General features: G+C 67.5%; 13 protein-coding genes. 5 read left to right on the top strand and 8 right to left on the bottom strand.

Annotated elements, in window-relative coordinates; translation table 11 throughout:
- Window positions 1-223 (bottom strand): DUF1428 domain-containing protein (locus KAY22_RS01895; protein WP_296619438.1); only part of this gene is annotated, 223 nt, incomplete at its 3' end.
- 101 nt (window positions 224-324) lie between these two features.
- Complete coding sequence (locus tag KAY22_RS01890) at window positions 325-1221, bottom strand: LysR family transcriptional regulator (protein ID WP_296619433.1); 897 nt, start codon at window positions 1219-1221, stop codon at window positions 325-327.
- Between the two features lie 93 nt (window positions 1222-1314).
- On the opposite strand from KAY22_RS01890, the gene KAY22_RS01885 reads away from it, so the two are divergent.
- Together KAY22_RS01885 and KAY22_RS01880 are read left to right on the top strand one after the other, a co-directional pair.
- Window positions 1315-2460 (top strand): acyl-CoA dehydrogenase family protein, encoded by a 1146-nt coding sequence (locus KAY22_RS01885; RefSeq protein ID WP_296619429.1) that lies wholly within the window; start codon window positions 1315-1317, stop codon window positions 2458-2460.
- Window positions 2461-2623: 163 nt separating this feature from the next.
- Window positions 2624-4225: a carboxyl transferase domain-containing protein gene (locus KAY22_RS01880; RefSeq protein WP_296619427.1), complete on the top strand. Its 1602-nt coding sequence runs from the start codon at window positions 2624-2626 to the stop codon at window positions 4223-4225.
- A gap of 17 nt (window positions 4226-4242) precedes the next feature.
- Here the strand turns inward: KAY22_RS01880 and KAY22_RS01875 are convergent, their stop codons facing one another.
- The gene (locus KAY22_RS01875) at window positions 4243-4716 is read right to left on the bottom strand and encodes a DUF559 domain-containing protein (protein ID WP_366514057.1); all 474 of its coding nucleotides are present in this window, start codon (window positions 4714-4716) and stop codon (window positions 4243-4245) included.
- A gap of 125 nt (window positions 4717-4841) precedes the next feature.
- On the opposite strand from KAY22_RS01875, the gene KAY22_RS01870 reads away from it, so the two are divergent.
- Entirely contained in the window at window positions 4842-6710 is a 1869-nt protein-coding gene (locus KAY22_RS01870) for a biotin carboxylase N-terminal domain-containing protein (protein WP_296619425.1), read from the top strand.
- A 16-nt stretch (window positions 6711-6726) separates the two neighbouring features.
- Here the strand turns inward: KAY22_RS01870 and KAY22_RS01865 are convergent, their stop codons facing one another.
- Window positions 6727-7182 carry an NUDIX domain-containing protein gene (locus tag KAY22_RS01865; RefSeq protein WP_296619422.1) on the bottom strand — a complete coding sequence of 152 codons (456 nt, stop codon included), beginning with the start codon at window positions 7180-7182 and terminating at the stop codon, window positions 6727-6729.
- 117 nt (window positions 7183-7299) lie between these two features.
- Here KAY22_RS01865 and KAY22_RS01860 point away from each other — a divergent pair, with 117 nt between their 5' ends.
- Window positions 7300-7536, top strand: coding sequence for a hypothetical protein (locus KAY22_RS01860; RefSeq protein ID WP_296619419.1), 237 nt, complete (start codon window positions 7300-7302; stop codon window positions 7534-7536).
- Between the two features lie 11 nt (window positions 7537-7547).
- On the opposite strand, the gene KAY22_RS01855 is transcribed toward KAY22_RS01860, so the two are convergent.
- The 4 genes from KAY22_RS01855 to KAY22_RS01840 all read right to left on the bottom strand — a co-directional run bounded on the left by KAY22_RS01855 (window position 7548) and on the right by KAY22_RS01840 (window position 11238).
- On the bottom strand, window positions 7548-8060 hold the full coding sequence (locus KAY22_RS01855; RefSeq protein ID WP_296619417.1) for a hypothetical protein: 513 nt from the start codon (window positions 8058-8060) through the stop codon (window positions 7548-7550).
- 71 nt (window positions 8061-8131) lie between these two features.
- Entirely contained in the window at window positions 8132-9292 is a 1161-nt protein-coding gene (locus KAY22_RS01850) for a hypothetical protein (RefSeq protein ID WP_296619416.1), read from the bottom strand.
- Window positions 9289-9600 (bottom strand): PadR family transcriptional regulator, encoded by a 312-nt coding sequence (locus KAY22_RS01845; RefSeq protein WP_296619413.1) that lies wholly within the window; start codon window positions 9598-9600, stop codon window positions 9289-9291. Before KAY22_RS01845 ends, KAY22_RS01850 begins: the two co-directional genes overlap by 4 nt.
- 39 nt (window positions 9601-9639) lie before the next feature.
- Complete coding sequence (locus KAY22_RS01840; RefSeq protein WP_296619410.1) at window positions 9640-11238, bottom strand: FAD-dependent oxidoreductase; 1599 nt, start codon at window positions 11236-11238, stop codon at window positions 9640-9642.
- Window positions 11239-11425: 187 nt separating this feature from the next.
- Between KAY22_RS01840 and KAY22_RS01835 the strand changes: the two genes are divergently transcribed.
- A complete protein-coding gene (locus KAY22_RS01835; protein ID WP_296619406.1) occupies window positions 11426-12382 on the top strand; it encodes a GAF domain-containing protein in 957 nt (318 codons plus the stop codon).
- The last annotated feature ends 136 nt before the right edge of the window (window positions 12383-12518 follow it).

The following is a 12518-nucleotide window of genomic DNA, read 5'->3' as shown; positions in this document are numbered from 1 at the left end:
ATGCATAGGTGATCCAGGAAAAGACGACCGTCTCGTTCTCCTTGAGGTGGACCGAGCGGGGAAAACTGGTCAGTTCGCCGACCGGCGTGTCGTCGCCCAGCGCCTCGACATAGGACAGCGCGCCATGCTCCATCCAGATGGCGCAGGCCCGCTCGGCCATCGCCTTGTACGCTTCGATGTGCTCGTTCGGCACCGCCAGTACGAAACCGTCGACATAGGTCATATTTGCTCTCCTCGTCGCGCTGCGGCCCTGCATGGGTCCGCGAGTCGCGCGGCGGCAACATCGCAGCTTCGGGGACCAGGGCGAAGCTTCCGCTACGGTTTCTAGACAGGTCGCCGCAGAAAGGGCTCTTCTGACCGGCTTTCGACCTGCGCCGCGAGCATACGGACCGAAGGCCGGTCCCGCATCGCGGCATCGACATGGCCGCCGAACAGCAGGCCGAGATCGCGCACATAGGGAAAGTCGGCGAGGCGCGGGCGCACCACGCCCGGCGCGCGGAAGCTGTCGGGCATCACCGTTACGCCCAGCCCCGCGCGGACCAGCCGCAACGCCCGGTCGTCGCTGGTGACGCGCGCGGGAAAGAAGGGACGGACGCCGCGCGCGGTGAAATGGCGGCTCGTGTCGGGCAGCAATTCGCAATGGCGCCGCACGATCATGGGCTCGCCCGCCAGTTCGGCGCCGTCGATCAGGTCGCGATCGGCGAATCGGTGGCTCACCGACATCGCGAGCGAATAGCCTTCCCGCAGCAAACGCTCGGCGGGAAAACGGACGTCGTCGCGCACGATCGTCAACGCCACGTCGAGACTGCCTCGCGCCAGCCGCTCGGAGAGTTCACGCTCGCGCCCCTCGACGAACTCGACGCGCTCGCCCCCGCCCGCCTCGCGCAGCCCGGCGGCATAATCCTCGATCCAGGCGCCGGGGATCGAGGCCAATATGCCCAGCCGGAGCGTCGCCGGGGCGGTCTCTTCCAGCACCGCGCGCTCGGCTGCGCTGAATTCGGCTTCGATCCGCCGCGCATGGCCGGCCAGATGGACGGCCGCCGGTGTCAGTTCGACGCGCCGGTTGCTGCGGATGAACAACGGGCGGCCCAGCAGCGTTTCGAGCTTGGCGATCCCGGCGGACAGCGTAGGCTGCGACACGTTGCACGACGCCGCCGCCTTGGAGAAATTGCCCTGGTCGATAACGGCCAGGAAATAGCGCAGCAGGTAGCGATCTATCATAGATATGGTCTATGCCGTTCCCCGTGATCTTTCAATTTTTCTAATGATCGAGGCTCATTTACAAGGGTGCGAAATCGCTTCGGAGAGGCAGCCATGGCAGAATTCGACTTCGCGCTCGGCGAGATGGCCGACGCCATCCGCGATACCACCGCCCGCTTCGCGGCAGACCGCATCGCGCCCCTCGCCGCCCGCATCGACGCGGAAGACTGGTTTCCCAAGGATCTGTGGCCCGAAATGGGCGCGCTGGGCCTGCACGGCATCACCGTGGAACAAGAGGATGGCGGGCTCGGCCTCGGCTATCTCGAGCATGTCGTGGCGCAGGAGGAGGTCGCCCGCGCCTCGGCTTCGATCGGCCTGAGCTATGGCGCGCACTCCAATCTGTGCGTCAACCAGATCCGCCGCTGGGGCACCGCCGAGCAGAAGCAGCGCTATCTGCCCAAGCTGATCTCGGGCGAGCATGTCGGCAGCCTGGCCATGTCCGAGGCGGGCGCGGGGTCGGACGTCGTCTCGATGAAGCTGCGCGCCGATAAGAAGGGCGACCGCTATGTCCTCAACGGCACCAAATTCTGGATCACCAACGCAACCTATGCCGACACGCTGGTCGTCTACGCCAAGACCGGCGACGGATCGCGCGGGATCACGACCTTCCTGATCGAGAAGGATTTTGCCGGTTTCTCGATCGGGCAGAAGATCGACAAGGTCGGCATGCGCGGCTCGCCCACGGCCGAACTCGTCTTCCAGGACTGCGAAGTGCCCGAAGAGAATGTGATGGGTCCGGTCGGTGGCGGCGTCGGCGTGCTGATGTCGGGCCTCGATTATGAGCGCACCGTGCTCGCGGGCATCCAGCTCGGCATCATGCAGGCCTGCCTCGACACGGTCCTGCCCTATCTGCGCGAGCGCAAGCAGTTCGGCCAGCCGATCGGCGCCTTCCAGCTGATGCAGGCCAAGGTCGCCGACATGTATGTCGCGCTCAACTCGGCGCGCGCCTATGTCTATGCGGTCGCACGCAACTGCGACGCCGGACGGACGACGCGCTTCGATGCGGCCGGCGCTATCCTGCTCGCCAGCGAGAATGCGGTGCGCGTGGCCAACGAGGCCGTGCAGGCACTGGGGGGCGCGGGCTACACCAAGGACTGGCCGGTCGAGCGCTACATGCGCGACGCCAAGCTGCTCGACATCGGCGCGGGCACCAACGAGATCCGCCGCATGCTGATCGGCCGCGAGGTGATCGGCGCATGACGGGCAAAGGCCATTTTTTTCCCTCCCCTTCGGGGGAGGGACGCAAGGGTGGGGTATGCCATGCAGGGGCTCAACGCCCCTTCATGGCATTCAACCTGCCGAAGGTAGCAGGCTCGCTGCGCTCGCCACCCACCCCCTCCCCCTCCCTTGAAAGGGAGGGGCTATGACCCGCCTGACATCCAACGTCGACCCCACGTCCGAAGGCTTTGCTGCCAATGCTGCGCATAATGGCGCGCTGGTCGAGCAATTGCGGGAACGCGTCGCCATGGCGACGCTGGGCGGCTCCGAGGCGCATCGCGAACGCCATGTCGCGCGGGGCAAGCTGCTGCCGCGTGACCGCGTCCACCGGCTGCTCGACGCGGGATCGCCCTTCCTGGAAATCGGACAGCTCGCCGCCAATGGCATGTACGACAAGGATGGCGGACCGGCAGGCGCCGGCATGATCGCCGGCATCGGTTTGGTGCAGGGGCGCCAGTGCATGATCGTGGCAAACGATCCCACCGTGAAGGGCGGCGCCTATTTCCCGATGACGGTGAAGAAGCATCTCCGCGCGCAGGAGATCGCCCGCGAGAACCGCCTTCCCTGCCTCTATCTGGTCGACAGCGGCGGCGCCAACCTGCCGCACCAGGCCGAGGTCTTCCCTGACCGCGACCATTTCGGGCGCATCTTCTTCAACCAAGCGCAGATGTCGTCGGAGGGCATCCCGCAGATCGCTTGCGTGATGGGCAGTTGCACCGCCGGCGGCGCCTATGTGCCGGCGATGTCGGACGAGACGGTCATTGTCCGCAACCAGGGCACGATTTTCCTCGCCGGCCCGCCGCTGGTGAAGGCCGCGACCGGCGAGGTCATCAGCGCCGAGGATCTGGGCGGCGGCGACCTGCACACGCGTAAGTCGGGCGTGGCCGACCATCTGGCCGAGAATGACGAACACGCGCTGCTGATCGTACGCGACATCGTCGCGACGCTGCCCCCGCAGACCAGCACGCCGGTGAACAGGACCGAGGTCAGCCCCCCGCTCTACGATCCGGCCGAACTGCTCGGCATCGTGCCGCAGGACGTCCGCGCGCCCTATGACGTGCACGAGGTGATCGCCCGGCTGGTCGACGGGTCGGAATTCCACGAGTTCAAGCCGCTCTACGGCACGACGCTGGTCTGCGGCTTCGCCCATATCTGGGGACAACCGGTCGCGATCCTCGCGAACAACGGCGTGCTCTTTTCCGAGAGCGCACTCAAGGGCGCGCATTTCATCGAGCTAGCCTGCCAGAGGAAGGTGCCGTTGCTGTTCCTGCAGAACATCTCGGGCTTCATGGTCGGCGGCAAATATGAGGGCGAGGGCATCGCCAAGAACGGCGCCAAGCTGGTGACCGCCGTCGCCACGGCGAGCGTCCCCAAGATCACCGTCCTGATCGGCGGCAGCTTCGGCGCGGGCAATTACGGCATGTGCGGGCGCGCCTATCAGCCGCGCTTCCTGTTCAGCTGGCCGAACAGCCGGATCAGCGTGATGGGCGGCGAGCAGGCCGCCGCCGTGCTGGCGACCGTCCACCGCGACGCCGAGCGCTGGACGCCCGAGGAGGCCGAGGCCTTCAAGGCGCCGATCCGTCAGAAATATGAGGATGAAGGCAATCCCTATTACGCGACCGCGCGGATGTGGGACGACGGCATCATCGACCCGACGCAGACCCGCGACGTCCTGGGCCTCGCCCTCGCCGCGACGCTGAACGCCCCGATCCCCGATCGCGCGCAGTTCGGCATCTTCCGGATGTGACGGGGATGGAACAGCGCTCAGAGTTCCTCCCCGGAACGGGGAGGGGGACCGTCCGCAGGGCGGTGGAGGGGAGTGCGCGCCTCACAGGTGCCGACGATCCGCTGGACCACCTCGTTCACGTCCCGAAGCACGTCCGCCGCCGGAATACGAGACACCACGACGCCCCGGCCAGCGAGCCAAGCCTCTCGAACCGTGTCTCGCTCGGGCCGATTCCCCATATCATGCGCAATGCCATCGACTTCGACCGCCAAGCGCGCCTCGGAACAGAAGAAGTCGAGCACATAGGGGCCCGCGGGATGCTGTCGCCGAAACTTCCAGCCCGGAGGACGCTTTCGCAGCGCTCCCCACAACAAGACTTCGGGAAGGCTCAGCGCCCGACGCAGCTTGCGGGCGCGCTCGACCGTGCGTTTGGGCCCCGTCAGAATCGGCGCTTCCCCTCCACCATGCTCCGCATGGTCCCCCTCCCCGTTCCGGGGAGGATTTACCAGCACGAGCGACAAAAGTCCTCCCCGGCACGGGGAGGGGGACCGTCCGCAGGACGGTGGAGGGGTATCTCCGCCGTCTGCGGTGCAGACGAAAACCACCCGATACCCATCCCCGACAATCAGGTGACCGCATGATCCGCTCGCTTCTCATCGCCAACCGGAGCGAGATTGCCCGTCGGATCATCCGGACCGCTCGGAAAATGGGCATCCGCACGATCACGGTTCATTCGGACGTCGACGCCGGCATGCCCTTCGTGCGCGAGGCGGACGAGGCGGTGTGCGTCGGGCCGGCGGCGGCGCGCGAATCCTATCTCGTACAGGCGAAGATCCTCGATGCGGCGCGCGCGACCGGCGCGGAGGCGATCCATCCGGGCTATGGGTTCCTGTCGGAAAATGCCGAGTTCGCCGAGGCGGTCGAAGCGGCCGGGCTGATCTGGGTCGGGGCACCTCCGCATGCAATTCGCGCGATGGGGCTGAAGGATGCCGCCAAGGCGCTGATGATCGAGGCCGGGGTACCGGTGACGCCCGGCTATCTGGGCGAGGACCAGGATCCGGCGCGGCTTAAGGCCGAGGCCGATCGGATCGGCTATCCGGTGCTGATCAAGGCGGTCGCGGGCGGCGGCGGCAAGGGGATGCGCAAGGTCGACGCCGCCGAACAATTTGCCGATGCGCTCCAGTCCTGCCAGCGCGAGGCCGCCGCGTCCTTTGGCGACGATCGCGTCCTGATCGAAAAGTACATCCTCGGCCCGCGCCATATCGAGGTGCAGGTCTTCGGCGACCGGTACGGCCATGTCGTCCACCTGTTCGAGCGCGACTGTTCGCTGCAGCGGCGCCACCAGAAGGTGATCGAGGAGGCGCCCGCCCCCGGCATGGACGAGGCCACACGCGCGGCAGTGTGCGACGCCGCCGTCAAAGCCGCCAAGGCGGTCGACTATGTCGGCGCCGGGACGATCGAGTTCATCGCCGATGCCTCCGAAGGCCTGCGCGCCGACCGCATCTGGTTCATGGAGATGAACACCCGCCTGCAGGTCGAGCATCCTGTGACCGAGGCGATTACCGGCCAGGATCTCGTCGAGTGGCAGCTGCGCGTCGCTTCGGGCGAGCCCCTGCCCAAGCGGCAGGACCAGCTGGCGATCAGCGGCTGGGCGATGGAGGCCCGCCTCTATGCCGAGAATCCATCGAACGGCTTCCTGCCGTCGATCGGCCCGCTGACCCGCCTGCGCCTGCCACGCGGCATTCGCGTCGACAGCGGCGTCGAGGAGGGCGGCGAGGTGTCGCCCCATTATGACCCGATGATCGCCAAGCTGATCGTTTCCGCGCCCAGCCGCGCGGCGGCGGCGGAGAAGCTGGCCCGCGCGGCGGCCAAGGTCGAGGTGTGGCCCGTCCGCACCAACGCGGCCTTCCTCGCCCGTGCGGCCGCGCATCCCGAGTTCGTCGCCGGCCGGATCGACACAGGCTTCATCGAGCGCCATGCCGCGTCGCTGGTCCCGGCCGCCGAACCGGCCGCAGCGGTGGTGGCCGATGCTGCGCGCGCGTTGCTCCCCGAAGCCAGCGGACCGTGGAGCGGCCTGACGGGCTTCCGCGCCAATGCGCCCGCAGACCGGCGCGTTGCCGTCGAGATCGGTGGCCAGGTGCATCTCGCCACCGTCGACGTCGGCAACGCCGCCGGACGCGACCGGCGGGTCGGGCGGGAGCAGGTCCTGTTCGTCGACGGCGAAGCCTGGCCGTTCGGTCCGCCCCGCGCGGATCTGGCGGGCGGCGGCGCGGGGCTGTCCGACGGCGCGCTGGTTGCGCCGATGCCGGGCAAGGTCATCTCGGTCGAGGTGGCCGAGGGCCAGAGCGTGACCAAGGGACAGAAATTGCTCGTGCTCGAGGCGATGAAGATGGAGCAGGCGATGCTCGCCCCCTTCGACGGCGTCGTGTGCGACCTCAAGGCAAGCGTCGGTGCGCAGGTCACCGAGGGAACGGTGCTGGCGCGCGTCGAGGCGGCGGAAGGCTGACCGCGCCCTTCGCGGCCTACCAGGGGCCGAAGCTGTCCTTGCCGGCCAGATAATCGGCGATCCGCAGCCGCGTCGCGGGTGACGTCGCGTCAGGCAATGCGTCGGGGGCGAACCAGGCCGCCTCCGCAATCTCGAACGGGGCCGACGTGCTCAGGCGATCGGGCAACGTCGCTTTCGCGCGCATCAGGAACAGAACCACATGATCGTCGCGCCCCTCCTTCAGGTTGAGGAACAGGCCGATGACCCGGTCGGGCACGACCCCGTCCAGTCCGAGTTCCTCGCGCACCTCGCGCTCTATGGCGGCGGCGATCGTCTCGCCGGCGTCGACGCCTCCTCCCGGAAGATACCAGCGCTCGTCATAGGTGTGGCGCACGAGTGCGATCCGTCCGGCGGAGTCGACAACCACGGCCCGGACCCCGATCGTCAGCGGCGGCAGCAGGCGGACGCGCAGCCGGACCAGGGCTCCCAACAATCTGCGCCCCAATGTCACGCGCGTCTCCCGACAGGGGCCGGACATCGACCGCCAAGGACTTCATAGACGGTTCAGGCGGTTGCGGGCTAGCATCGGGGACAAAGAGTGGGGAAGACGATGCGAAAGATGGTGATGATCGGCAGCCTGTTGGTACTGCCGGCCTGCGTCAGCACGGCGAAGACGGTGGTCACGGCCCCATTCAAGGTCGTCGGCAAGGGGGTCGACTGGGCCACGACCAGCCAGGACGAGGCCGATCGCAATCGCGGCCGCGAGATGCGCAAGCAGGAGGAGCGCGACCGCAAGGAGCGCAAGAAGCTTGAACGCGAAAGGGCGCGCCAGTCGCGGGACGACTGACGCGCATCAAATCAGGCGCTGGCGGTCGCCTGCGCCTTGCGCGCTGCCCTGCTGCCGGCGAGCAACAGCGCGCCGAGCAGCGCGGCCGCGAGCAGGACCGAGCAGGCCATGCCGAGAAAAGCCGCCTCAGCCTTCACCGCCGGAATGGTGGCGATCGTCAGCATCAGCATGAAGGCATAGTTCACCAGCATCGGCACCCAGCCCATCAGCAGCGCGTAGATGGCGAGCAATATGCCGATCAGCGCGACGACCATGCCCGGCGTCCCGAACTGTTCGGGCAATATGTGCAACGCCGCCGCCATGCCGATTCCACCGAGCGACCCGACAAGTGACGGGGGAAACTCCTTCGGGTCGCTATGCTTGAGACCGCCGAAATAAAGCGAGAAAGCGAAGCCGGCGTATAGCGGCGTGATGCCCAGCGCGCCGCCGATCGCAAGATAGGTAGCGACGCCCACGACGACGCCCAGCAAGACGATCAATCCCTTGGCCGGGGTCAGGCCGGGGGCAACGGTCGACTCTTCCATATCATCCTCTCACCATCTGTTTGCGCAGACGATGACAGGATTGGATGCCGCCTTCCAGCCGATTTGATCGATCAGACTATTGTTTGCGTAGCAATCATGCCGGCCCGCAGGTTTCGACGGCTCTCCTCGGGCGCTGCGCGCGCGACGCCGTCCATGGACCGTCGATCGGTGGCCGAAGCGCGCGGCAGGCCCCAGAGACAGGCGAGGTAGCCGAGGATCGCACTCCCGCCATAGCCGACCAAGGGGGTCGGATAGTTACCCAGCGCCGCAGCCAGAACGATCGCGAACCAGGTCGCGGCGAACACCGCGCCCACCGGCCGATCGCCCGTGCCGCCCGCCATGAGCATCAGCCCCGGCACGACCAGCAGCACCGCGCCGCCGGCCACCGCGATGCCGGCAAGCGGGTGAAGCTCGAACGCGGTCCACAGGATCTGGTCGACGAAGGGCATGGCAGGCTGGATGTCCGGCCGGGCGAGCGTGGCCACGAACCCGGCGACGGCAGCGGTCAGCGCGAAAAGCGTCACCCGGTCGGACCGCGCCAGCGCAAGGGCCAGCAGGCCGGCAGCCAGTGCACCCGCCATCGCCCGATCCGGCTGCAGCGCGAGCGCGACGGCGGACAGCAGGACGGCAAGAAGCGAAGCGGGCGAAGCGCGCCGCACGAACCACAGCAGGATCAGCGGCAGCAGGATCAGGCTCGGCTGGATCGACAGGCCGCTCAGCCGGATCCAGCGCGTTGCACCATCCACCGTCACCCCCGCCAGAGCCGTGGCGAGCAACAGCAGCGACAGCAGCAGCGACAGGCTGCGCGGATCGGGCGCGGGCAGGAAAGACCGGAGCATCGACGTCGTCGACAGCAGCAACAGCCCCAGCGCGAGCGCGATGAGGTTCATCAGCATCATCGTCGTCGGCGCGCCGCCCGCACGCATATGGCCGAGCCCCAGCAGCACCGCGACGGTGGCACAGACGATCAATAGAGCACGCGCATTCTTCCCGGCAGGCTCTCCCGATGGTTCACCCTCATGCGCTGCCTCTTCGAGATCGGCGGGCCCGAAGATCTCGCGGCAGGCCCCCACCAGGCAACCGAGTGCGAAGAGCAGCGCCTCGCTGCTCCGGGGAATGTCGCGAACCTCCTCCCGCATGGCACGGCCCCAGTCGCGCGATGCGCCGGGCAAGATCAGGGCGGCACAGGCGGCGATCATCTCCGCCATGGCGCGCAGCAGGCGATCGATCATGCCGAAGCCTTTCCCAGATCACGGCCCCGCACCGCCTCGATGACCGGCGGGTTGGCCATGGCCAGCGCGCGGCCAGCTTGGGTCAGCCGATAGGCATGGCGCGGCGGTCGGCCGGGCTCGGTCGAAGGCTGCCACTCAGCCTCCAGATAGCCCTGCCCTTCGAGGCGGATGAGCAAGGGATAGAGCGTGCCCGACTTGATCCCCGCCCGACGGGAGAGATCATAGCCATGGAGCCAGCCCGATCCGCCCTCCATCAGGACAGCAAGCAACTGGCGGGCGGCAGGGGAAAGAGCGCGATTTCGGGTCATGAACGATTAACTCTACATATGTAGAGTTAGAGTCAAGACCTATGTGGCGGCAACTGTCTCGCGATCCATGATCATGTCCGACGCTTTCTCGGCAATCATGATGACGGGAGCATTGGTGTTGCCCGAAACCAGCTTCGGCATGATCGACGCATCGACGACGCGCAGGCCCTCCACGCCATGAACGCGCAGCCGCACATCGACCACTGCCTCGGGCCCATTGCCCATCGCGCAGGTTCCGGCGGCGTGGTGATCATTGGTCAGCGTCGCCCGCACATAGGCGTCGAGCGCCTCGTCGTCGTCCATGTCGGCCACCGGCAATTGCGGCTCGATGCCGAACGGTGTGAAGGCCGGCTGGCGAAAGATCTCGACCGCCTCGCGGATGGCGAAACGCAGCTTCGCACGGTCGGCGGGCTCGGCCAGATAATTGGGATCGACCAGCGGCGCGGCGAAAGGGTCGGACGACGCGAGGCGCAGCGTACCCCGGCTTTCGGGCACGGTCAGTTCCATGCGGTTGATCATGCCATGGCTGCGGATCGGCAGGCCGCTGACCGGATCGAGCGGGATCGGCACGAACTGACATTTGATGTCGGGAACCGCCGCGCCCGGACTGCGCATCATACCCGACGCCTCAATCGAGCATTCGCCCATCACCCCATCCTTGTGCAGCACGTAACGCAGGAAGGCCCCGGCTGCATGCACGGGATTGAGCAGCTTCGCCAGCGTACCGCGATAGCTGCAGCTCGCGTGTACCGTGACGCTGGCATGGTCGTGCAGATTCGATCCGACGCCCGGCAGGTCGACATGCGGCGTCACCCCGGTCTGGCGCAGATGATCGGCCGGTCCGATCCCTGACAGCATCAGCAGATGCGGGGACTGGAGCGCGCCGGCCGCGAGGATGACATCTCCCCCCATGCGGCGGACTCTATCACCCTTGAACGCCAGTTCGACCCCAACCGCGCGCGTGCCTTCCAGCAAGATGCGCGTGACCTGTGCGCCGGTGAGAACCTCGAGATTCGGCCGCGCCACCGCAGGGCGAAGATAGGCCTGCGCCGCGCTCCACCGCCTGCCGCCGGCAATAGTAGAGTCGGCCGGGCCGAAGCCCTGCCGCTCGGCACCGTTGATGTCGGCGCTATAAGGATGACCGGCCTCGACCGCGGCTTCGACGAAGGCGCGCGCCAGCGGGTGGTTCATCCGGCTTCGCTGCACCTTGAGCGGACCACCCACCCCGTGAAAGGCGTCGGCACCATCGGCATGGTCCTCGGCACGGCGGAAATAGGGCAGGACGTCCGCATAGGACCAGCCGTCATTGCCCATCGCCGCCCAGCCGTCATAGTCCGCCGCCGCCCCACGGCAGTAGAGCATGCCATTGGTCGAGCTCGACCCGCCCAGCACTTTTCCCCGCACGTCGCGCATCACGCGCCCGTCGACATGGCGCTGTGGCACCGTGCGATATTCCCAGGCGAAACGCCCCTGGCGGTAGAGGGTGGAGAAGAGCCCGGGAATGTGGATCAGCGCGCTGCGATCGGGTGGCCCCGCCTCGACCAGCAACACGCTGGCACCATCGGCCGAAAGCCGGTTGGCCAGCACGCACCCCGCCGATCCGGCGCCGATGATGATGAAGTCATGATGGGTCGCCATCCGATCGCCGCCTCTCGCTTTGCGCATCCGATCTAGCTGGCGGAGCGCGCATCTGCCCTATCCCATTCCGACGACGCTATATCGATCCCGCTTCGGCCGCTGCACCAAGCCAACCTGCCGACGGCCGCGAGCATCAGGAAGCTTGGCGATTGACTCGATCCCCTGTTTCCTGCGAGCCATGTCCGCCATGGGCCAGCCCAGTCCCCACCATGGCGATGCGGTTCTCGAAGCGATCCGCTCGCCGAGCAGTGCCGCGACCTCCGCGATCACGGCGTCCTGGTGCCGTTCGGCCATCGCCCACGGGCTGGATCCCGACGAGGTGCGTACGCGCGAACGGCTGGACGGAGCGGCGCTTTCGGCAGCGAGGGCGGAGCATGAGACCATGCTGGCGGTTGCCGCCCCGGTGCTCGACCACATGTTCCGTTCGGTTGGCCGATCGGGCTGTGCGGTCATTCTCAGCGACGCGAACGGCGTCATCCTGGAGCGGCGCTCGGGCGATGGCGATGTTGCCGGCTTCACCGCCGCCGGACTGGTCGAAGGCGCGGTGTGGAGCGAGGCAGAGCAGGGCACCAATGGCATTGGCACCTGCCTTTTCGAAGGCAAGCCGGTCGTCATCCATCGCGAACAGCATTTTGCCAGCCGTTATGTCGGCATCAGCTGCATGGACGCGCCCGTCTACGACCCCCATGGCAGGCTGGTGGCCGCGCTCGACGTCTCGAGTTGCCGCGACGACCATGGCCCCGCCATGGCAGAGATGATCGCAGCGTTGGTCCGCGATGCCGCCCGCAAGATCGAGCGGGACTATTTCTGCCGCCATTATGCCGACCGCCGCATCCTGTTGCTGTCCGACGACGCTGCGACCGGCAGCGCCTTGCTGGCGGTCGACCGCGACGATCTGGTGGTCGGCGCCAGCCGCGCGGCGCGGCTGCACCTGGGCCTGACCGACGCCGCGCTGGCCCTGCCTCCGGCGCTGGGCCAGTTGCTCGGGGACGATGCCCTGCCGTCGTTCGACGACGCCGAGCGGGCGGTGTTGCGGCAGGCGCTGGCGCAGGCGGGAGGCAATGCCAGCCGGGCGGCGCGGCTGCTCGGGATCGGGCGCGCCACCCTCTATCGCCGTATGGCGCGCGCCGGCCTGTCGGGGTGAAGCGGCCGGCGACCGATAGGCGCCACCGCTTGTCTCATTAACGAGACACATTGCTGCATGCGCCGGACCGCCTCTCTTCCGCAGCGCTGCCGGCCATCGATAGGATGCGATGAGACGCCAGACAAATGGCGCCGGA

The sequence above is a fragment of the Rhizorhabdus sp. genome, assembly GCF_018006725.1.
In the GTDB taxonomy this organism is placed as follows: domain Bacteria; phylum Pseudomonadota; class Alphaproteobacteria; order Sphingomonadales; family Sphingomonadaceae; genus Rhizorhabdus.
This window is presented reverse-complemented; position numbering and strand designations above follow the sequence as displayed.

Coding starts and splice junctions, on each gene's coding strand:
- KAY22_RS01890 (WP_296619433.1), bottom strand. CDS start 1,221: ATGATAGATCGCTACCTGCTGCGCTATTTCCTGGCCGTTATCGACCAG.
- KAY22_RS01885 (WP_296619429.1), top strand. CDS start 1,315: ATGGCAGAATTCGACTTCGCGCTCGGCGAGATGGCCGACGCCATCCGC.
- KAY22_RS01880 (WP_296619427.1), top strand. CDS start 2,624: ATGACCCGCCTGACATCCAACGTCGACCCCACGTCCGAAGGCTTTGCT.
- KAY22_RS01870 (WP_296619425.1), top strand. CDS start 4,842: ATGATCCGCTCGCTTCTCATCGCCAACCGGAGCGAGATTGCCCGTCGG.
- KAY22_RS01860 (WP_296619419.1), top strand. CDS start 7,300: ATGCGAAAGATGGTGATGATCGGCAGCCTGTTGGTACTGCCGGCCTGC.
- KAY22_RS01855 (WP_296619417.1), bottom strand. CDS start 8,060: ATGGAAGAGTCGACCGTTGCCCCCGGCCTGACCCCGGCCAAGGGATTG.
- KAY22_RS01850 (WP_296619416.1), bottom strand. CDS start 9,292: ATGATCGATCGCCTGCTGCGCGCCATGGCGGAGATGATCGCCGCCTGT.
- KAY22_RS01845 (WP_296619413.1), bottom strand. CDS start 9,600: ATGACCCGAAATCGCGCTCTTTCCCCTGCCGCCCGCCAGTTGCTTGCT.
- KAY22_RS01840 (WP_296619410.1), bottom strand. CDS start 11,238: ATGGCGACCCATCATGACTTCATCATCATCGGCGCCGGATCGGCGGGG.
- KAY22_RS01835 (WP_296619406.1), top strand. CDS start 11,426: ATGGGCCAGCCCAGTCCCCACCATGGCGATGCGGTTCTCGAAGCGATC.